The following is a 20,380-nucleotide window of genomic DNA, read 5'->3' on the forward strand; positions in this document are numbered from 1 at the left end:
CACAGTCAAGGAGTAGCTTGCCTTTTGCCGGTTTTGGCCGGAATGGCCCGCGCTTGGCGGCCGTTACCGGCAAATGGCGGCAGAAAAACGTGCCTGCTGGTCAGGCAGCCGCAGCCCGCCGTCGGGCGTTCAGCCACATCAGCAGCCCGATGACTGCGGCGGAGAGCATGCCGAGAGCGCCCGTCACAACGAGGCCGGCACGGACACCGAACTCTTCCGTCAGCCAGCCGGCCAGCAGCCCGCCGAGGGCGTGGCCGCCCAGCAGCAGCGGCAGGTAGAGCGCCAGGACGCGCCCGCGGACTTCCGCGCCGGCCTCCAGCTGGACGGTGGTGGCCGCGCTGGTCAGGAAGAGCAGCGTCATGACCCCAACCAGGACCAGCATGGCCACGAACAGCTCCTGCGTGGGCATGAGCGCGGCCACGAGCTGGGTCAGCCCGAACAGCCCGGCACTCACTACGATCCCCCGCCGTCCCAAAGTCCGCAGCCGCGCGGCCAACAGCGCGCCCGCAAGGGCACCAGCGGCGCTGAACGTATTGAAGATGCCGAAGCCCGCCGCGCCGCTGTGCCACACATCTTCGGCGAACGCCGCCAGTACCACCGGCCCGTTCATGCCAAACGCGCCGAGGAGCCCGGCCAGCAGCATCACCAGCAGGAGGGAAGGCCGGCCTCGGACGTAGCGGAAGCCAGCGAGGACCTGCCCGCGGCCCCGGAGAGGCGGCGGGCCGGGGTAGAGCCGGGAAGTCCGGATCGCTGCGATCAAGCCAATAACCGCCAGGCACACCGCAGCGTTCGCGGCGAAGGCAGCTGCGGAACCTGCCTTGGCGATCAGCAGGCCGCCGAGGGCGGGTCCCGCCATCGCGCCGAGCTGGCCGATCGCGTTGTTCAACCCGATCGCGGGGCGCAGTGCGGCGTCCCCCACCACCTCGTTCACGAACACCTGGCGGGCCGGACCATCGACGGCGGACGTGATGCCCAGCGCCACGCAACAGGCGTACACGGCCCAGACGGTGATGCCGCCGCCGGCGTCGAGGGCCGCGAGGGCCAGGGCCAGCAGCGCGGTGATGGACTGGCAGATCAGCAGGATGCGGCGCTTCGGGAACAGGTCCACCAGGATGCCGCTGAGCGGGCCCACCACCAGCATGGGCAGGAACTGAAGCGCCACCGCCACGCCCACGGCGGCGGGACTGCCTGTCAGTTGCAGGACCAGCCAGTCCTGGGCCAGGCGCTGCATCCAGACGCCGGTGCTGCCTGCGAGCTGAATGGCGATGAAGAGCCGGTAGTTGCGCTGCGCCAGCGGGTGGTACCAACGCAGCGGCCCGTCTGATGCTTGTCTTGCGTTTTGGAGGGACTCGGCGGACTGGGTGCGGTCGGAAGACACGTCTGGCTCAACTCGGTAGTGAAGTGGACCTGCTGGAACGGGATGTGGCGCTGGTGGTGCTACGCGCGTGCCGAGCGCATCTTGACGGCGGCCGAGGCAAGGATCAGGGTGCCGGGAACCACAACGAACAGGGCTGCCAGCATCCAGACGAACACAACTCCGGCGAAGAGGGCGGCGGCCAGCAGGAGGGAACCCGTCCAGTCGCGGAGCGAAATAGTCTTGGCGGCCTCAATGGCCGCTGTCCAGGCGATGCCTGGAGCCGGGCTGCCCGCAACGTCAGCCCATGCAGCAGCGGTGCGCAGCAGCAGGACGGCTGCGGCGGCAGCGAGGACGAGGGTTGCCGGCAGGACCACTTCCCGGCCCGGCAGTTGCCCCACCCATGCGAGCAACAGGTTAAGGACAATCACGACGGCGGCTGCCGCCGTCGTGATTCCAATCTTCCAGCTGCCCGGGAGCGCCGAACGGAAGGTGTCCCAGAGGGCGCGGAGGGAGTCATCCCTGCCGGAAAGGTGGCGTTCGAGGTGCGCAATGCCGGCGGCATAGGCGGCGGGGATGGTGACCAGCGGAATGGACAGCACCAGCACCAGCACTCCGGCCAGGAGGGTCTCGGAAAACAGGGCGAAGCGGTTTACCGGGATACGGTCGTCGTGGCCTGACGCGGGTGTGGTGCTGTCCATGATGCTCATTTCCTGTCAGCCCTTGAGGCCCTGGGTGGAGACGCCTTCAACAATGTAGCGCTGGAAGACCAGGAAGAAGATCAACACCGGCAGCAGGGCCAGGACAGACATGGCGATCATGGCTCCGTAGTCAGAGGACTGGGTCTGATCCACGAAGAGGCGCAGGGCAAGTGGCAGCGGGTACTTTTCCGGGGTGTTGAGGTAGAGCAGGGGGCCCAGGAAGTCGTTCCAGCTCCAGATGAAGGAGAAGATCGACGTCGAAATCAGGGCAGGTTTCATCAGCGGCAGCATGATCGAGGTGAAGATCCGGACGTGGCCGGCGCCGTCGATGCGTGCCGCTTCATCCAGTTCCGCCGGCAGGTTCCGCATGAACTGGACCATCAGGAACACGAAGAACGCGTCGGCGGCGAGGAACTTGCCGATCAGCAGAGGGATGTAGGTGTCCACGAGGCCCAGCTGCTGGAAGATGATGTACTGCGGGATGATCACCACGTGGAACGGCAGCAGCAGGGTGGCAATCATCATGCCGAAGAGCGCGCTGCGGCCCGGGAACTTGATCCGCGCGAACGCGTAGGCGGAAACGCTGGCCGAGAGGATGGTGCCCACGACGGCGCCGATGGCCAGGACCAGCGAGTTGGTGAAGAACTGCAGGGTGGACACCCCGCCGATCCCCTCCATGGCGGTGGTGAAGTTATCGAAGCTGAAGTTGCTGGACCACAGGGAGGTGTTGGTGCCGCCGATTTCAGCGTTCGGCTTGAAGGATGAGGCCACCATCCAGAGCGCCGGGTAGAGGACGATGGCCGTCAGGGCAAGCGCCACGATGTGGAAGATGAGGCTCTTGGCGCGCTTGGCACCCACGGACTCGGACTTCGGGTTGTAGTCGGGTGCCGGAGCGGGGACGGTGCCGCCGGCTTTCGGTTGGGTGGGTGTTGCCATGGTTGTCATTTCGAATCACCGCTGTAGTGGACCCAGGACTTGGAGGTCTTGAAGAAGATGAGCGTGATGATGCCGACCACGATCACCAGGAGCCAGGCCATCGCCGAGGCGTAGCCCATCCGGAAGTCGGAGAAGCCGCGCAGGTAGAGGTAGAGGGTGTAGAAGAGGGTGGACCCGGCCGGGCCGCCTTCACCGTTGGAGATGATGTAGGCCGAGGCGAAGATCTGGAACGCGTGGATGGTTTCCATCAGCAGGTTGAAGAAGATCACCGGGGAGAGCATGGGCCAGGTGATGTTGAAGAACTTCCGCACCGGGCCGGCACCGTCCATGGAGGCGGCTTCGTAGAGGTCGGCGGGGATTTGCTTCAGGCCGGCGAGGAAGATCACCATCGGGGCGCCGAACTGCCAGACGGTCAGGAGGATCATCATGGGCATGGTCATGGAGGGGTTGCCCACCCAGCCGCCGAGGTTGATCCCGAAGAAGGACAGGCCCTGGTCCACCGGGCCGGCGTCGCCGAACATCGCCTTCCAGACGATAGCGATCGAGACGGACGCGCCGATCAGGGAGGGGGCGTAGAACGCCGAGCGGTAGAACCCCTGCCCCTTGCGCTTGCTGTTCAGCAGCATGGCCACTGCCAGTGCGGCGGCGAGCTTGAGCGGGGTGCCGAAGACCACGTAGGACAGGGTCACGCCCACCGACTGCAGGAACCGTTCGTCCTGGAACAGGGTGGTGTAGTTGTCCAGGCCGATCCATTTGGGCGGTTCGAAGAGGTTGTAGTTGGTGAAGGACAGGTAGAGCGAGGAGATCATCGGGCCCACGGTCAGGGCGATGAATCCCAGCAGCCAGGGCAGCAGGAAGGTGTAGCCGGCGCGGGCATCCGCCCCCCGCTGCCGCGACTTGCGCGGCAGCGGTGGGGTGGACGACGTCGAACGCCTACTCAGGGTTGGGATTTGAGTCACGAGTGCATTCCGTCAGTTGTGAACGTCGGGCAGACAATACGCTGCTCAGGCGTTCTGCTTGATGAGGTCTTCGGCTTCCTTGAACCAGGCGTCGGCCGCCGAGTCAACGGTCAGCTTGCCGAAGTTCAGGTCCGAGCTGATGCGCTTGAAGGAGGCTTCCAGGGTGCCGAAACCGACGATGGGCGGCTCGGGTGCATCCTTGAGGTACTTTTCGATGGACTTCTCGTAGTCCACCACGATCTTGTCGGTGCCCTCGAAGGTGGTGCCGTCGCGTTGTGTCTTCGAGGCGGGAACGCCGCGGGAGGTCTTGAAGATCTGGCCCACCTCGGGGTCGTTGATCATGAAGTCGATGAAGCGTGCGGAGGCATCCTTGAACTTTGTCTTGGCGCTGGCCACCATGAGCATCGAGGGCTTGAGGAACAGGCCCAGATTGTCCGGGTCGTCGGAGGGAACGGGGACAATCTTCAGTTCCTTGGCGCCACTGTCCGCGAGGTAGCCGGCCATGAAGTTGTCCCAGGTGTTTTCCGCAACGGTCACGTTGGAGCCGAAAGGCGACTTGGGTGCCAGCTGGGTGACCCGTTCCTCGGAGACCAGGGCAGGGGTACCGCGCAGGTCCGAAGCCATGTTCCACCAGGTCTTCAGGTCGTCCTTGCTGAAGCCGAGCTTGCCGTCCTCGGTGAAGGCTTCAATGTTCTTCTGGCGGAGCCAGATGTTGAACTGCCACCAGATGCCGGTGAAGTCCGTGGAACCGAAGATGGTGCCGTTGCCCTTGGCGCCGACCTCCTTGAGCCAGGCCTTGTATTCGTCATAGGTCCAGCTGCCGTCGGGCTCGGAAACGCCGAGGGTCTTGAGCTTGGCAGGATCGTAGTAGACGGCGAAAGCGTTGGTGCTGGTGGGGATGCCGTAGGTCTTGCCCTTGATCTGGCCGGACGGCAGCAGCGACTTGTCGAAGCCCGAAGTGTCAATTTTTACGGTGCCGAGGTCCAGGAGCTGGTTCCGCTGGCCATAGTCCCGCAGGTAGGAGAGGTCCCACTGCATCACGTCAGGCAGGCCGCCGCCGGCAGCTTCGGTGGCGCGCTTCTGCCAGTAGCCGGCAAAGTCGGTGAAGTTGCCGTTGACCTTGATGTCGGGGTTCTTCGACTCGAACAGTTCGATGGCCTTGCGGGTGCGGGCGGCACGGTCATCGTTGCCCCACCAGGTGTAATTGATGGTGACAGGATTCTGCGCCGATCCGGTCTGTGCGGGAGCGGACTGTCCGCACGCAGCCAGGGCAGCGGCAGATGCGGTGCCCAGCGCCACGGTGGTGAGGAAATTCCTTCTGCTGATCATTAGAGCCTCCTTGCTCGGTTGTGTAAGCCCGACTCCCTGTGATTCTCTTCGACGAGGGTAGTGACCTGTCTTACACGTGCTTTCTGAAACGATACAATATCCTCATTCCCACATTTGGGCAAGCGTTTTCCAAACATCTGCTTTCATGCCATGATCGTGCACCGGCCTCGACGAAGGAGTCACATGTCATCCCAGGAAAATCCCACTCCACCCGCAGTGTGGAGCAGCCTCGAAGGTATCGCCTACGGGGGCGACTACAACCCCGAGCAATGGCCTGTCAGCACCCGGCTGGAGGACCTGGACCTCATGAAGGAAGCCGGCGTCACGTTCCTCAGCGTGGGCATTTTTTCCTGGGGCCTGCTGGAACCGTCCGAGGGCGACTACGATTTTGGCTGGCTGGACGACGTCCTGGACAACCTGGCAGCAGCAGGCATCAAGGTGGCCCTCGCGACCGCAACCGCCGCGCCCCCGGCATGGTTGGTGCGCAAGCACCCGGAAATCCTCCCGGTCACCGCTGACGGAACCGTGCTGGGGCCGGGCTCCCGGCGGCACTACACGCCGTCGTCGGCCGTTTACCGGCGGTACGCAACCGGCATCACCCGGGTGCTGGCAGAGCGCTACAAGGACCACCCGGCACTGGCGCTGTGGCACGTGGACAACGAACTCGGCTGCCACGTTTCGGAGTTCTACGGCGACGAGGATGCCACTGCCTTCCGCCGTTGGCTTGAGCGTCGGTACGGGAGCATCGATGCCCTGAACGCGGCGTGGGGAACGGCGTTCTGGTCCCAGCACTACTCCTCGTTCGAGGAGGTCCTGCCGCCAGCGGCGGCGCCGTCCACGCTTAATCCGGGGCAGCAGCTGGACTTCCAGCGCTTCAGCTCCTGGGCCCTGATGGACTATTACCGCGCCCTCCTCGAAGTGCTGCGCGACGTAACGCCCGGGGTGCCTGCCACCACCAACCTCATGGTTTCCAGCGCCACCAAATCCATGGACTACTTCGACTGGGCCAAGGACCTGGACGTGATCGCCAACGACCACTACCTCGTGGCCGCCGATCCGGAGCGTCAGATCGAACTTGCGTTCAGTGCGGACCTCACGCGCGGCGTTGCCGGCGGTGACCCGTGGATACTGATGGAACATTCGACGTCGGCAGTGAACTGGCAGCCCCGCAACCAGCCCAAGATGCCCGGCGAAATGCTGCGCAACTCCCTGGCGCACGTGGCCCGCGGCGCTGATGCCGTTATGTTCTTCCAGTGGCGGCAGAGCTTCGCCGGTTCGGAGAAGTTCCACTCCGCTATGGTGCCCCACGGCGGACGGGACACCCGCATCTTCCACGAGGTGGTGGGGCTCGGCGCCGCACTCCGGAAGCTGGCCGCGGTGCGGGGATCGCGCGTTGAGTCGCGCGTGGCCATCGTCTTCGACTACGAGGCCTGGTGGGCCAGCGAACTCGATTCCCACCCCAGCCAGGACGTGAAGTACCTGGACCTGATGCGCGCCTTCCACCGCTCGCTGTTCCTGCGCGGGGTTTCGACGGATTTTGTGCACCCTTCCGCCTCCCTGGAGGGCTACGACCTGGTGCTGGTGTGCACCCTGTACAACGTCACCGACCCGGCTGCCGCCAGCATCGCATCGGCTGCCCGCGCCGGCGCAACAGTCCTGGTGAGCTATTTCAGCGGGATTGTGGACGAACAGGACCACATCCGCCTCGGCGGGTACCCGGGCGCTTTCCGGGAGCTGCTGGGCATCAGGGTGGAGGAATTCCACCCCCTGCTGACCGGTGCCACGGCCAAGCTCAGCGACGGCCGAGTGGGCACGGTATGGAGCGAGCACGTGCACTTGGCCGGGGCTGAACCGGTACAGACGTTCACTGAATACCCGTTGGAGGGCGTCCCCGCCCTGACCCGGCGCTCCGTCGGAACGGGCTCGGCCTGGTACCTGGCCACCTTCCCGGACCGCGACGGCATCGAGGCGCTGGTGGACCGGCTGCTCGCTGATTCCGGAGTTTCCGCAGTGGCGGAGGCGGACCAGGGCGTAGAACTGACGCGACGCCGCACCGGCGACGGCACCAGCTTCATCTTCGCCATCAACCACTCACGCGCCGATGCCACGGTCCGCGCGGCAGGGGCAGATCTGCTGTCCGGCGAGCGGTTCACCGGCACGGTTCCGGCTGGCGGCGTGGCGGTGATCGCGGAGGACTGACCCGGAACGGGAAGGCTTGGGCGGCCTAAGGCAGCCCAGGCGGTCCGGCCGGGACGCTCCACCGCACCATGACAAAGGCCTGTCCGCAGAGCCTGGCCTAAAAGGTCAGGCGCTGCGGACAGGCCCCGGGTTTTTCCGGCTATTCAGCCCTGCGTTCTAGTTGCTGATGGCTGATTTCATTTCATCGACTGCCTTCTTGCCGGCTTCCTCCGTGGACAGCCGGTTGAAGAGAACCTCCGAGGTGTAGCGCTTGACGATTTCCTGGATGGCACCCGCGCCCTTCGGCGGCGGTTCCGGAGCCTCGCCAAGTTCGCCCTTGATCTGGTCAATGAACTTGACCACCTTGATGTCGGCGGGGGTCAGCTTGGGTGCGATTGCCGCCCGGACATCGGAGTTGGGATAAACGCCGCGGTCGGCCAGGAGGGTTTCGCCGGCCTTGGTGTTGTTGGCCAGGAAGTTGATGAATTTCGCGGTTTCTTCCGGGTGCTTGGTGCGTGAAGAAGCTGACCAGAACTGCGAGGCCTTGTACCAAAGCTTGGCGTCCGCGGAGCTGCCGGTCTTGGACGGGAACCGCAGGATCTGAAGTTCTCCGCCGGCAGCCTTCTCCAGCGCCGGCAGCTGGTTGGACCACCAGAACGCGAGCCCGTTCTTGCCTGTCGCCAGGCCGCTCTGGTCCAGCGGTGCCGCCTCGGCCTCAACCACCTCCGAGGCTGAGGGCACGGCCTTCTTCTCGCTAAGTTCCTTCAGGAACGCCCACCATTCGGCGATGTCCCCCGGCTCGAAGCCCAGCTTGCCGTCGCTGGTGTACAGCGACTTGCCGTTCTGCCGCAGCCATACGCCGAGCGAGGCTTCATCGGTGCCGTAGGCGGCAGCGCCGTAGGTGCCCTTGGGCGACTTCGCAGTGACCTCGGCAGCGATGCGCTCGAAGTCCTCCCAGGTCCAGGTCTTGTCGTCAGGCAGCGCAACGCCTGCGGCCTTGAAGACTGCCGGGTTGGCCAGGATGGTTGCAGCGTTGATGCCGGCGGCAATTCCCGTCAGGCCGTCCTCGCTCTTCCCGGCGTTGAGGGCGGCTTCGTCAAACTTTGACGTGTCAATGTCGTACTTGGAAAGGTCCAGCAGGGCGCCGCGGCTGGAGTACTCCGTGATGTATTTTTCGTCCATCTGGATGATGTCCGGGGCGTCGTTGGCAGCAACCTGCGTGGCGAGCTTGTCCCAGTAACCGCTCCAGTCGCCGAACTCCGGCTTGATCTTGATGTTCGGGTTCTCAGCCTCGAAGGCCGCGATCGCGGCCTGCGTCAGTTGCGCCCGCTTGTCTCCTCCCCACCAGGAGAAGCGGAGTTCAACCTTGCCGTCGGCACTTTGCGGGGCGGCTCCCCCGCCGCAGGCACTGAGGGCAAGGACGACGGCGGCAGCTGCGGCGACTGCGCCGGTTCGGCGAAGCCTCCGCCCGGCCCGGGCGGATGTGGCCTCTGCTACGCCACGACTGGCGGCTGAGGCAGGGCGGGAAAATAGCGGCACTGGATTCTCCGATCTTCTTTGATCTTGAAAGCTGATTGAGTTCGACATTGAGTGAGCTGGAAAGTTGACGAGAAAACGCTTTCTCAACACTGATGCTACAAGCAAGCGACTTGTATTACAAGATGTTTGGCCTGCTGATTTAGCGTTTGGCCTGCTGATTAAGCGGCCGCCCAACAAAAACGGGGTGGACGGGCGACGAACGCCCATCCACCCCGCGCAGACGTGAGCCGGCAGGCTTATTTGATACCCGTCGTCGCGATTCCCTTGATCAGGAAGCGCTGCCCGAACAGGAACACCAGGAACACCGGCAGCAGGGACACGATGGACATCGCGAAGAGCGAACCCCAGCTCGTGGCGGACTGCGAGTCCACGAAGGCCCGCAACGCCACCGGAACGGTGAACATGTCCGGATCAGTCAGGTAGATGAGCGCCCCGAAGAAGTCGTTCCACGTCCAGATGAATGTGAAGATGGTGGTGGTGGCCAGGGCCGGCACCATCAGCGGCAGGATCACCCGCAGGAAGATGCGGGGGTGCCCCGCGCCGTCGATCCTAGCGGCCTCATCCAGCTCCTTGGGAATGCCCCGGATGAACTGCACCATGAGGAACACGAAAAACGCATCCGTCGCCAGGAGCTTGGGCACAATCAGCGGCCAGAAGGTGTTCACCCAGCCGATCTGCGAGAACAGGATGTACTGCGGAACGATGATCACGTGGAATGGCAGCATGATGGTCAAAAGCATGATGCCAAAGAACAGCTTCTTGCCGGTGAACTGCAGCCGGGCGAAGGCGTAGGCCGCCATGGAGCAGGAGATCAGGTTCCCCAGGATGGATCCCAGCACCACGATCGCCGAGTTGAGCATGTAGTGGCCAAACGGGTGGGTCAGGGCAGACCAGCCATCGGTGTAGTTGCCCATTTCCAGGCTGTTCAGCCACAGTCCCGGCTCACGGAAGATCAGCTCGTTGGGCCGCAGCGAGGACACCACCATCCACAGGAGCGGATAGATCATCAGGCCGCCGGCGACGATCAGGATGGCGTGCTTCATCAGCGCCTTGCTGCGCTGCGTCCGGCTGAACGCCAGGGTCCCCCTGGACTCCCGCACCTTGGGCTTGCGGTTCGTAGGCTTGCCGGCACCGGGCGTCTTCTTGTCCGGAGCGGGCAGCGTCTCAAGCTTAGTCGTCATAGAAAACCCAATACTTAGAAGCGATGAAGTTGATGGCGGTGAACACGCCGATGATGACCAGCAGGAACCAGGCCATGGCGGAGGCGTAGCCCATGTCGAACTGGCCGAAGCCCTTTTGGTAGAGGTACAGGGTGAAGAACATCGTCGAATCGGAAGGACCGCCATTGCCGCCGGAGACGATGAACGCCTGGGTGAATGACTGGAATGAGCCGATGATCTGGAGCACCAGATTGAAGAAGATGATGGGGCTGAGCATCGGCATGGTGATCCGCCGGAACTGCTGCAGCGTACTTGCACCGTCGACCTTGGCCGCTTCGTAGTACATGACCGGGATCTGCCGCAGGCCGGCCAGGAAGATGATCATCGGAGCGCCGAACGTCCAGACGTGCAGCAGGATGATCGACCCCAGGGCAGTGCTGGGATCCGAGATCCAGCCGGGCCCTTGGACGCCGAACATGGCCAGGACCTGGTTCACCAGGCCCGTGGTGCCGAAGATCTGCTTCCAGAGGATGGCCACAGCCACTGAGCCGCCCAGGAGGGAGGGCAGGTAGAACACCGAACGGTAGAACGGCAGTCCGCGCAGGCCTTTATCAAGAACCAGCGCGATCAACAGCGCGACGGCCAGCTGGAGCGGTACGCCAACGAAGACGTACGTGAACGTCACCCGCAGCGAATTGTGCAGCCGGGCGTCGCTGAGCATGCGGGTGAAGTTGTCCAGTCCGGTCCATTCCGGCGGCTGGAGCAGGTTGTAGTCCGTAAAGGACAGGTACAGGGACATCAGCATGGGGCCGATGGTGATGGCGACGAGCCCCACCAGCCATGGCAGCAGGAAGATATAGGCAGCCTTGTTGTCGCGGCCGTTGGCCTTCTTCTCCTCAGCGGTGGCTTTGCCCTTGCGGCGGGAGATCGAGCTGAGTTCGCTAATGGCGCTCACTGCGTCAACTCCGTCCGGCAGAGCAGGCCCGCTGCCGCCGGCATGTGTGCCGGGCGCGTAGCCCTGGGGATGTGTTTAGCGGCCATGTGGTCTCCTTTGGTCATCGTGGCCCTCCACGTCTTGGCGATCGTCTGCGCGATCAGTGTATGCACCGCCCTTGTGGCCGATCCGGCCGTCCTGCAGGATCTCCCGCAACGGCCTCTTCCGGCACCTTGCGAGGGTGCTGAACAACAGCGGCTTTGTACCAAAGTAAACGGTTTCTTGACTCCTGTATAGCCCTTTGTTAGTTTTTGAGAAAACGTTTTCTGCTACGCGCGGCAGCACCCGCCGTAGCAACAACTGAGGGGCGGGACAATGAGGTTAGCTCTCAAGAAGTCTGTAATGGGTGTTGCCGGCGCCACGGCTGCGCTGGCGTTGGTACTGACGGGCTGCGGCAACAGCCCGCAGGCCGGGAAGGTGGGAACGGCGGAGGACCCGGTGACCATCAGGTTCGCATGGTGGGGCAATGACTCCCGCGCCAAGACCACCCTGGAAGTGATCAAGGACTTCGAGGCTGCCAACCCCACCATCAAGGTGCAGGGTGAGAACACCGAGTTCAGCTCCTACTGGGACAAGATGGCAACCCAGATCGCTGGCGGAACCACGCCGGACGTGTTCGCCATGAGCGGCGCCTACCCCAGCGAATACGCCAGCCGCGGTGTGCTCCTGGACTTGGACAAGGTCAAAGACCAGATCGATACCTCCAAGTTCGCCGAGGGAACGGTGGACCTGGGCAAGATCGACGGCAAGCAGTACACCATCACGGCCGGCGTGAACTCGATGTCCATGGTCATCGACCCCCAGGTCTTCGAGGCTGCCGGGGTGCCGCTGCCCAATGACGAAACCTGGACCTGGGACGACTACGTGGACATTGCCGCGGAGATCGCGAAGAAGTCGCCGGCGGGCACGTTCGGCACCACGCCCATGGCCAATGATTCCTTCCTGGCCGTCTGGGCACGCCAGAACAACGAGGCCCTCTACACGGATGACGGCAAGAAGATGGGAATCAGCGAAGGCACCCTGACCCGCTGGTTTGAACTGAACAAGAAGCTCATGGACACCGGCGGCGCCCCGTCGGCCTCCCAGACCGTGGAGGACGGCTCGGCCCAGCCCGAACTGACCCTCATGGGCCAAGGCAAACAGGCCATGAAGATTTCGTGGAGCAACCAGATGACGTCCTATTCCGGTTCCCCGCTGGTCATGATGAAGATGCCCGGTGAAAGCAAGCAGCCCGGAGCCTGGCTGCGTTCCTCCATGGAATATGCCATTTCCTCGAAATCCGCGCAGTCCAAGGAAGCCGCACTGTTCATCAACTACCTGGTCAACAACATGGACGCCGCCACCAAGATCAAGAGCGACCGTGGCATGCCCGCCAACACGGACTTGAAGGCCGGTATCACCCCGTTGCTGAAGGAAGGCCAGCAGAAGGAGGCCGCATACCTGGACCGGATCGCGGAGCTGAATGTGGCCCCGCCCAAGCCGTTCCCGGCCGGTTCTTCCGCCACCCTTGAGGTGCTGAATCGCTACAACACGGACGTTTTGTTCGGGAAGATTTCCCCGCAGGACGCTGCGAAGGGCTTCATTTCCGAGGTCAACCAGAACCTGGGCTGAGCATCCTCGCCGGTATCCTCCTCCACCATTGAGCATCGTCTGTCCGCCAGGACAGCACCTTCCCTGAACAGTAGGCAGGCCCGTGAACGAAACCATCCAGCCGCTCCGGCCCAGTGCGATCGCCGGTTATGAGGACTGGCCCGGCTGGGTCCGGCAGCACCCCCCTTACCAGGCTTCCGGACCTGGCGCGCAGGAACTCTCGGACGCCCTCGGCGTGCCGGTTCCTTCCGTCCCGGAGGACCTGCAAGTCCACTGGGAGGACACGCACGACGGCGTCACCACGTCCCAGCTGAGCTGGCAGTTGGGATTCGGCCCCCGGACTACGGGCTGGCTGGTCCGCCCGGCAGGAATCACCAAGCGCCTGCCGGGCGTTCTTGGCCTGCACTGCCACGGCGGAAACAAGTTCGGTGGGGCGGACCGGCTCGTGGAGCTTCCCCAAACACACCCTTCCGCCGCGGCTGCCCGCGCCGGCCATTATGACGGGCAGGCGCTGGCAACAGACGTGGCGCGGCAGGGCTTCGCAGTCCTGGCACATGACACGTTCGCCTGGGGCAGCCGCCGCTTCGACCTGGCGGATCCGCCGTGGCGGACAGCCTCCGCCGTGGACTCACGCAAAGCGCAGTGGCGGGAGGACGGCGTCGAGCCCTCCGAAGCGGACGTCTACAATGCAGCCGCCGGCTTCCACGAGGATACGGTGGCCAAGGCCGCCGGGCTGCTTGGCACCAGCCTCGCCGGAATGGTGGCGCACGACGACCTCTCCGCATTGGAAGTGCTCGCCGGCCTCCCTGACGTCGACCAGGATCGGCTGGGCTGCATCGGGTTTTCCGGCGGCGGCGGCCGGTCGCTGACCTTGGCCGCCCTGAGCCCCCGGATCCGGACCTACGTGGTGACCTGCATGATGACCACCTTCCAATCCCTTCTGCCCGCATACCTGGACGCGCATTCCTGGTTGCTGCAGACCCCGGGGCTGTGGAAGCTCGGTGACTGGCCGGAACTGACCACCCGGTCCGGCGCCGGCAGCTTCCTGGTCCAGTACGCGCTGGCGGACCCGCTCTTCCCCGAGGCGGGCATGCGGGCCGCCCACACCAAGCTGGAGTCACTTCATCCCCCGGGCGCCTACACGGGAAGTTTCTGGCCCGGCGGCCACGTCTTCACCGCCCGGATGCAGCAGGAAGCGATCAGTTTCCTGTCGGCAGCCCTGGACGCCCGGGGCCCAGCGGTCTCAGAACCGTTCCACCTTCCAACCCCTAAGCCTTTGAGGACCACTTCATGACTCAGCAATCCGTCGCCGCGGATTTTGGCAGCCGCACCGCTGCTGACTCCGCAGATCCGGCCGCCCGCCCGCGCATCGCCCTGGTGGGCGTGCACGGCTTCGGTGAGCGGCACCTGGCCAACCTCGTACGGCTCCAGGAAGCCGGAGCCCTGGAACTGGTGGCCGTAGCGGACCCCACTCCCCCTGCGCCCGGGAGGCTCGCGGACTCTGTGGCCGTCTTCCCGGACCTGGAACAGTTGCTGGGCTCCGGTCCGGCCCCTGACGTCATCATCCTGGCCACCCCCATCCAGACGCACGCGCCGCTCGCCCTTGCGGCGATCGCCGCCGGGGCCGATGTCTACGTGGAGAAGCCGCCCATGGCGTCCCTGGCCCAGTTCGACGCCGTCCTTGCCGCGGCGCAGGAGGCCGGCCGGCTGGTTCAGGTCGGCTTCCAGAGCCTGGGCTCCCACGCCCTGCCGGCGCTGGACCGCCTGGTGGCGTCCGGTGATATCGGCGAGGTCCGCGGCGTGAGCGCCGTCGGTACGTGGGTGCGCACCAAGGGCTATTTCAAGCGATCACGCTGGGCGGGCAAACGCAGCCTGGACGGCACCGATGTGGTGGACGGCGTAGCCACCAATGCCCTTGCGCATGCGGTGGCCACCGGGCTGAAGATCGCCGGTGCGGAATTGGCCCACGACGTCCTTTCCGTGGAGACGGATCTGTACCGTGCCCACGCGACCGAAAGCGACGACACCTCGGTGATCCGGGTCCGCACGGCCGGCGGCGCCGTCCTCCTCTGCGCCCTGACCTTGTGTGCCGACGAACAGACCGCGCCGTCCGTCACTGTCCACGGCACACTGGGCCGGGCAGACTTCTTCTACACCGAGGACCGGCTGACCGTTACCACACCCGACGGCGAGCGCACTGAAACGTTCGACCGCACCGATCTGCTGGAAAACCTCCTGGCCGCCCGCCGCGCGCCCGGCGGCGAGAGCCAGCTGCTCAGCCCGCTGGCCGGGAACGGCGCTTTCATCAAGGTACTGGAAGCCATCCGGACGGCGGAGCAGCCCCGCGCGATCGGCGCAACGCATGTGGACTGGGAAGGCGAGGGCGATGATGCCCACCCCGTGGTCCGCGGAATCCGCCGGCTGGTGCGCCGGGCCGCAGCAGCGCAGGCCACCTTCGCGGAGCTCGGCGCGCCGTGGGCCCGCGAGCTGCCCGCAGCCGGGCAGCAACCCGTATTCAGGGTGAACGGGACAGTGGTGGCGACGCCGGCAGACGGCAGCCGGGTAACACCCACGTCATCGCCCCGGCCCTACCTCCATCCGGTCAGCACGATGGCCGGCACCGTCGTGACCGATCATCTCCCCGAAGACCACGTGTGGCACCTCGGGGCCGGCGTTGCCATCCAGGACGTGAATGGTGTCAATTTCTGGGGCGGCCGCACGTACACCCGCGACGCCGGGGCCTACATCTGGCGGAAGGACCACGGCCGGATCGCCACCCTCGCGGTGGAAGACGGCGCCCGTGGGGACTCGCGGACCGAAACCCTGAGCTGGCTGGCACCGGCGGATTCCACCGGGCCCGGCGCTCCCCTGCTCAGCGAACGCCGTACGTGGATCTGGGCCGCCGTCGGCTCCTCCTCGTGGCAGCTCACGCTGGACTTCACACTGACGCCGTCCGGACCGGCCCCGGTCACGCTGGGCAGCCCGGGCTCGAACGGCCGGCCGCAGGGCGGGTACGGCGGCTTCTTCTGGCGCCTTCCCGCCGTCGACGGCGCCAGGGTGTGGACAGCGTCCGCGGAAGGGGAAGAGGCGGTCCACGGCGCCCTCCCCTCCGCTGCGGCGCCGTGGCTGGCGTGGTCCGGAAATTTCCGGACCGGAGAGCCCGACGGCGGCCCGGCCACGCTCGTCTTCCTGCCCCGGCCGGAGCCGGAGCAGCCCGGCGATCCTTGGTTTGTCCGCGTGGCGGGCTATCCCGGCGTCGGACTGTCCCTGGCGTGGGAGCGGCCGGCAACAGCCAGCCACGCCAGCCCCGTGCACCGCACCGTCACCGTCCTGGTGGCCGACGGCCTCCTGTCCACCGGCGATATCGAACAGCTCATCACCACTCTGGGGGAATCCAAATGAACACCGCTACCCAACAGGCACAGCAGGCACAGCAGGCGACCACCGGCACCACCACGGGACCGTGGAACCCCGCAGACCGGGCCGTCAAGCGCCGGCGGGTCCTGGACATCCTGGATGCCGCGGGCAGGGACTCCCTGCTCCTGACCACCAACACGGCGCTGACCTGGTACCTGGACGGGAGCCGCGTCCACATCAGCCTCGCCGGCGACCCCGTCGCCGCCATGCTGGTCGACCGTGACGGTGACCATCTGGTCACCTACAACAACGAAGCCGCCCGGATTGCGGCAGAGGAACTGCCCGACGGCGTGAACCTCCACACGGTGCCCTGGCACGGGCAGCTGCACGCCGCCGCAGCCATGCTCGCCCCCGACGGAAGGCCCCTTGCGGAGGCTGATGTGGCCGCCGAGCTGAGGACCGCCCGCCAGCCGTTCCTGCCCGGCGAGAGCGCCCGGTACGCCCGGCTGTGCGCCGACGCCGCTGCAGCGATGACAGCCGTCCTTTCCGGCACCACCACGGAAACCACTGAGTTCGCTGTGGCCTCCGCCCTGGCTGCACGGATCGTGGCGATGGGGGCCGAGCCGCTGGTGCTTCTGTGCAGCGGCGCCGGACGCAGCGGGTTCCGGCACCCGCTGCCTACCCACGCGCCGATCGGCCGGCGGGCCATGGCGGTGGTGTGCGCGCGGCGCAACGGACTGGTGGCCAATGTGACCCGCTGGGTGCGGTTTGACGCCGGAACCCCGGGCGAACTCGACGCCGAAGCCCGGATTGCCGCAGTAGAAGCGGACATTTTCGACGCCACTGTGCCCGGTGCACGGTTGGACGGCATCTTCGCTGAAATCCAGGAAGCCTACCTCCGCCACGGCTTCGGCGCAGACCAATGGACCCTCCACCATCAGGGCGGCCCGGCCGGTTACGCGGGCCGCGATCCCCGGGCGACGCCCGGCACCGACGATGCCGTGGTCCTCAACCAGACCTTCACCTGGAATCCTTCCGGTCCCGGAGTGAAGATCGAAGACACGGTCCAGCTGACGGAGACGGGGATCACCGTCCTCAGCGTGGACCCGAACTGGCCGGCCGCCGTCGTTAACGGCATCCGGCGGCCGCTGACCCTGGAGCTGTGAGCGGCCGCCTGCTGCCGGCGCCCGCTTCCTGGCAACGGCACCGGCACCCGATGGAACGGGTGCCAAACTGCTGCCGCAACACGGAGTCACTGGTATAGACCGGCAGGCCCGTTCGAGAAAAAACCAAGGAACTTTTTCCGCGCCTGGCGCCGATTTGATGCCCCATCGATTGGATTTGACTTGAAAACCGAGTCCCGTTCGGTGGGCCTCCCTGTGCCTCCCGGGAGCGGGCAAGCGGGTGGCGCCGCAATCCGCCGCTGCGGCAATGTTGAGCCTCCATTACGCGGCCCGGAGAGGATTCCGGGCGTGTTCTTTCTCACGACCGGTTCCCTTGCGGGCTGAACTGGAGCGTCAATAGCGTGGCACGGGACCGCGACGTACCAGCGAAGGACTGCAATGCCATCAGCACCCGCCAAGACGGACCCGCCCGCACCGCAACAGACCGCCCCATCAGGCCAGAACCCCGCTGGTAAGGATCCCGGCAGCCTTCGGGAATTCCTGACCACCGGGCTCCGCTGGGACCTGCCGGCGTCGCTGGTGGTGTTCCTGGTGGCCGTCCCGCTGTCGCTGGGCATCGCGGCCGCCTCCGGCGCCCCGGTGATGGCCGGCCTGATTGCCGCCGCCGTGGGCGGGATCGTCGCCGGCAGCCTGGGTGGTTCCCCGCTGCAGGTCAGCGGGCCAGCCGCCGGACTGACAGTCATCGTTGCCGGCCTGATTGAACAGTTCGGCTGGCCCGTCACCTGCGCCATCACCGCGGCAGCCGGCGTGCTCCAGGCACTGCTCGGACTGGCACGGGTGGGCCGCGTCGCGCTGGCCATCGCACCGGTGGTGGTCCATGCCATGCTCGCGGGCATCGGCATCACCATTGTGCTGCAGCAGCTGCACGTGATGCTCGGCGCCGAGTCGGCCAGCGAGGCCTGGGAGAACATCATGGCCATGCCGGGCAGCTTCCTTGCCGCCGACATCGCCGCTGCAGTCCTTGGTGCTGTAGTTATCGCCCTGCTGCTCGGCTGGAAGCACCTTCCTCCCGCTGTCCGCCGGGTTCCCGGGCCCCTTGTTGCCGTCATCGCGGCCACCGCCCTCTCCCTGCCCTTCAACGTGGACCGGATCACCTTTGACGGCTCCCTGCTGGGCGCACTTGCCTTTCCCGAGCTGCCCGACGGGAACTGGACCGCGGTTGTCCTGGGCGTGGTGACCATCGCGCTCATCGCCAGTGTGGAATCCCTGCTCTCGGCCGTGGCCGTCGACAAGATGCACCACGGGAGGCGAACGGACTTCAACCGCGAACTCCTGGGGCAGGGCGCCGCCAATGTGACCTCCGGGATGCTTGGAGGCCTGCCCGTGACCGGCGTGATCGTCCGGAGCGCCACCAACCTTGAGGCCGGTGCCCGGACGCGCAAGTCCGCAATCCTCCACGGTGTCTGGGTGCTGGTCTTCTCGCTGCTGCTGGCGGGCCTGATCCAGCTGATTCCGCAGGCTGTCCTCGCAGGACTGCTCATCGTGATCGGTTCGCGCCTGGTCCGGGCGGCCGACATCAGGACCGCACGGCGGACGGGCGACCTGACCGTCTACGGTGTGACCCTGTTCTGCGTGGTGTTCATCAATCTGCTCGTGGGAGTTTTGACCGGCCTGGTCCTGGCCGTTGCGCTGGTTCTCTGGCGTGTGGCGAGGGCCAGCATCCACGCTGAACCGGCAGGCACCGGCGACGGGAAGCGCTGGCGGGTGGTGATCGACGGCTCATGCAGCTTCCTCTCCCTCCCGCGGCTGAGCGCCGTGCTGGCCTCGGTTCCGGCCGGGGCGCACGTCACGGTGGAGCTGGAGGTGGACTTCCTGGACCATCCCGTCCACGACACCCTTGACGCCTGGCGCAACAGGCACGTGGGCAACGGCGGCACGGTGGTCGTTGAGGAAAGCGGCACGGCCACGCTCCACGACGCACAGGCCGGCCCGCCGAGCCGCGGCAGTTCACGCTCCGCCCTTCGGAGCGGCTTCGCCCCCTGGCGCAGCTGGCAGCAGCGGCTCACCGGGCACGCGGCCTCCGGGACTGAGGCTGCGGGGCCGAACGTTGCGGGACCGCGGGTTCCAGGGCCCGATGTTCCCGGGCCGCTGCGGTCGGTGCTGGACGGTGTGGACAACTACCACCGGCGGAACGCCCATCTGATGCGTCCCCATGTGCAGGAGCTGTCCTCGTACCAGGATCCGGGCACGCTGTTCGTGGCCTGCTCGGACTCCCGCCTGGTGCCGAACCTGATCACCAGCAGCGGCCCGGGTGATCTCTTCACCGTGCGGAACGTGGGCAATGTGGTGGGCGACGACGGCCGGGACGCCTCCATCGAGGCAGCCCTGGAGTTTGCCCTCAACGAACTCTCGGTGGAGTCGATTGTGGTCTGCGGGCATTCGGGCTGCGGTGCCATGACCGCCCTGTGGGCGGACCCGGACGGCGCGGGCGATCGAGGCGCCATCGACGTCTGGCTCGACCACGCCCGGCCAAGCCTGATGGCTTTCCGCGACGGGCACCCCGTCCAGGCAGCTGCAGCCGAGGCGGGTTTCGGTGCCGTGGACCAGCTGGCCATGGTGAACGTTGCGGTCCAGCTGGACAGGCTCCTGGGCCACCCGGGATTGCGGGAACCGCTGGACTCAGGACGCGTCCACGTCGCAGGGCTGTTCTACGACATCTCCACGGCCCGCGTCCTGCAGATCACGCCCGACGGCATCGGCCACCTGGACGCCTCCCGGGAGAGCCGCTAAGCGCGCCTGCTTCAGGCGTTGGAGAACCACACGGTGTGCGGTTCCCGCCGGGCGGCGCGCGGAGCGGCGAGCCGCCTGGCCGGCTCAGGTCTCGCGGGCTTAGCAGTCACGGGCTCCGCCCGGGCGGTTTCAACCGCAACCGTCTTTTCGACCCTGACGATATCCAGCGCCTCCACGTCCAGCAGCTTGCGCGCCCCCGTTCGCGAATCCACGATCCAGAACAGGTCCGTGGAAGGAATCGTCTCTGTCACGCTCCCCCGGTGGAACAACCGGCCCTTGTGCCAGGCCTCGATTTCTTCCCCGACCGCCAAGTCCGAAGACGTCCGGATGGTTGAATTCCCGCTTGCTTCCACTGTGTGCCTCCCCTGG

At 65.9% G+C, this 20,380-nt stretch carries 15 protein-coding genes; 6 read left to right on the forward strand and 9 right to left on the reverse strand.

Annotated features, from left to right (window positions below):
• Nucleotides 1-100 precede the first annotated feature (100 nt).
• Genes JOE41_RS06740 through JOE41_RS06760 form a run of 5 tightly spaced genes read right to left on the reverse strand, consistent with a single transcriptional unit; the run spans nt 101 to nt 5,279 of the window.
• The gene (locus JOE41_RS06740; protein ID WP_011693145.1) at nt 101-1,378 is read right to left on the reverse strand and encodes an MFS transporter; all 1,278 of its coding nucleotides are present in this window, start codon (nt 1,376-1,378) and stop codon (nt 101-103) included.
• Between the two features lie 59 nt (nt 1,379-1,437).
• Nucleotides 1,438-2,064, reverse strand: coding sequence for a Poxvirus protein I5 (locus JOE41_RS06745; RefSeq protein ID WP_209751625.1), 627 nt, complete (start codon nt 2,062-2,064; stop codon nt 1,438-1,440).
• 6 nt (nt 2,065-2,070) lie between these two features.
• Nucleotides 2,071-3,000, reverse strand: a complete 930-nt coding sequence (locus JOE41_RS06750) for a carbohydrate ABC transporter permease (protein WP_209751627.1) — start codon at nt 2,998-3,000, stop codon at nt 2,071-2,073.
• Nucleotides 2,997-3,950 carry a carbohydrate ABC transporter permease gene (locus tag JOE41_RS06755; protein ID WP_011693148.1) on the reverse strand — a complete coding sequence of 318 codons (954 nt, stop codon included), beginning with the start codon at nt 3,948-3,950 and terminating at the stop codon, nt 2,997-2,999. Before JOE41_RS06755 ends, JOE41_RS06750 begins: the two co-directional genes overlap by 4 nt.
• Nucleotides 3,951-3,995: 45 nt before the next feature.
• Nucleotides 3,996-5,279 carry an ABC transporter substrate-binding protein gene (locus JOE41_RS06760; protein WP_209751629.1) on the reverse strand — a complete coding sequence of 428 codons (1,284 nt, stop codon included), beginning with the start codon at nt 5,277-5,279 and terminating at the stop codon, nt 3,996-3,998.
• Nucleotides 5,280-5,462: 183 nt separating this feature from the next.
• On the opposite strand from JOE41_RS06760, the gene JOE41_RS06765 reads away from it, so the two are divergent.
• Nucleotides 5,463-7,478: a beta-galactosidase gene (locus tag JOE41_RS06765; protein ID WP_209751631.1), complete on the forward strand. Its 2,016-nt coding sequence runs from the start codon at nt 5,463-5,465 to the stop codon at nt 7,476-7,478.
• A gap of 156 nt (nt 7,479-7,634) precedes the next feature.
• Here the strand turns inward: JOE41_RS06765 and JOE41_RS06770 are convergent, their stop codons facing one another.
• The 3 genes from JOE41_RS06770 to JOE41_RS06780 all read right to left on the reverse strand — a co-directional run bounded on the left by JOE41_RS06770 (nt 7,635) and on the right by JOE41_RS06780 (nt 11,111).
• Nucleotides 7,635-8,996, reverse strand: a complete 1,362-nt coding sequence (locus JOE41_RS06770) for an ABC transporter substrate-binding protein (protein ID WP_209751633.1) — start codon at nt 8,994-8,996, stop codon at nt 7,635-7,637.
• 236 nt (nt 8,997-9,232) lie between these two features.
• Complete coding sequence (locus tag JOE41_RS06775) at nt 9,233-10,177, reverse strand: carbohydrate ABC transporter permease (protein ID WP_011693152.1); 945 nt, start codon at nt 10,175-10,177, stop codon at nt 9,233-9,235.
• Complete coding sequence (locus JOE41_RS06780) at nt 10,167-11,111, reverse strand: carbohydrate ABC transporter permease (protein ID WP_011693153.1); 945 nt, start codon at nt 11,109-11,111, stop codon at nt 10,167-10,169. The genes JOE41_RS06775 and JOE41_RS06780 overlap by 11 nt, the downstream gene beginning before the upstream one ends.
• Nucleotides 11,112-11,492: 381 nt before the next feature.
• Here JOE41_RS06780 and JOE41_RS06785 point away from each other — a divergent pair, with 381 nt between their 5' ends.
• The 5 genes from JOE41_RS06785 (at nt 11,493) to JOE41_RS06805 (ending at nt 20,011) form a co-directional block, all read left to right on the forward strand.
• Nucleotides 11,493-12,761, forward strand: a complete 1,269-nt coding sequence (locus JOE41_RS06785; protein ID WP_209753569.1) for an ABC transporter substrate-binding protein — start codon at nt 11,493-11,495, stop codon at nt 12,759-12,761.
• A gap of 82 nt (nt 12,762-12,843) precedes the next feature.
• On the forward strand, nt 12,844-14,034 hold the full coding sequence (locus tag JOE41_RS06790; protein WP_209751635.1) for an acetylxylan esterase: 1,191 nt from the start codon (nt 12,844-12,846) through the stop codon (nt 14,032-14,034).
• Nucleotides 14,031-16,142, forward strand: coding sequence for a DUF6807 family protein (locus tag JOE41_RS06795; protein ID WP_209751637.1), 2,112 nt, complete (start codon nt 14,031-14,033; stop codon nt 16,140-16,142). The genes JOE41_RS06790 and JOE41_RS06795 overlap by 4 nt, the downstream gene beginning before the upstream one ends.
• The gene (locus tag JOE41_RS06800; RefSeq protein ID WP_209751639.1) at nt 16,139-17,263 is read left to right on the forward strand and encodes a Xaa-Pro peptidase family protein; all 1,125 of its coding nucleotides are present in this window, start codon (nt 16,139-16,141) and stop codon (nt 17,261-17,263) included. The genes JOE41_RS06795 and JOE41_RS06800 overlap by 4 nt, the downstream gene beginning before the upstream one ends.
• Nucleotides 17,264-17,659: 396 nt before the next feature.
• Nucleotides 17,660-20,011 carry a bifunctional SulP family inorganic anion transporter/carbonic anhydrase gene (locus JOE41_RS06805; protein WP_209751641.1) on the forward strand — a complete coding sequence of 784 codons (2,352 nt, stop codon included), beginning with the start codon at nt 17,660-17,662 and terminating at the stop codon, nt 20,009-20,011.
• Between the two features lie 11 nt (nt 20,012-20,022).
• Here JOE41_RS06805 and JOE41_RS20985 read toward each other — a convergent pair whose 3' ends face one another.
• The gene (locus JOE41_RS20985; protein WP_232223541.1) at nt 20,023-20,262 is read right to left on the reverse strand and encodes a hypothetical protein; all 240 of its coding nucleotides are present in this window, start codon (nt 20,260-20,262) and stop codon (nt 20,023-20,025) included.
• Between the last annotated feature and the right edge of the window lie 118 nt (nt 20,263-20,380).

The organism is Arthrobacter sp. PvP103 (assembly GCF_017833075.1).
GTDB lineage: Bacteria > Actinomycetota > Actinomycetes > Actinomycetales > Micrococcaceae > Arthrobacter.

Coding starts and splice junctions, on each gene's coding strand:
- JOE41_RS06795 (WP_209751637.1), top strand. CDS start 14,031: ATGACTCAGCAATCCGTCGCCGCGGATTTTGGCAGCCGCACCGCTGCT.
- JOE41_RS06775 (WP_011693152.1), bottom strand. CDS start 10,177: ATGACGACTAAGCTTGAGACGCTGCCCGCTCCGGACAAGAAGACGCCC.
- JOE41_RS06745 (WP_209751625.1), bottom strand. CDS start 2,064: ATGAGCATCATGGACAGCACCACACCCGCGTCAGGCCACGACGACCGT.
- JOE41_RS06805 (WP_209751641.1), top strand. CDS start 17,660: ATGCCATCAGCACCCGCCAAGACGGACCCGCCCGCACCGCAACAGACC.
- JOE41_RS06750 (WP_209751627.1), bottom strand. CDS start 3,000: ATGACAACCATGGCAACACCCACCCAACCGAAAGCCGGCGGCACCGTC.
- JOE41_RS06765 (WP_209751631.1), top strand. CDS start 5,463: ATGTCATCCCAGGAAAATCCCACTCCACCCGCAGTGTGGAGCAGCCTC.
- JOE41_RS06800 (WP_209751639.1), top strand. CDS start 16,139: ATGAACACCGCTACCCAACAGGCACAGCAGGCACAGCAGGCGACCACC.
- JOE41_RS06760 (WP_209751629.1), bottom strand. CDS start 5,279: ATGATCAGCAGAAGGAATTTCCTCACCACCGTGGCGCTGGGCACCGCA.
- JOE41_RS06785 (WP_209753569.1), top strand. CDS start 11,493: ATGGGTGTTGCCGGCGCCACGGCTGCGCTGGCGTTGGTACTGACGGGC.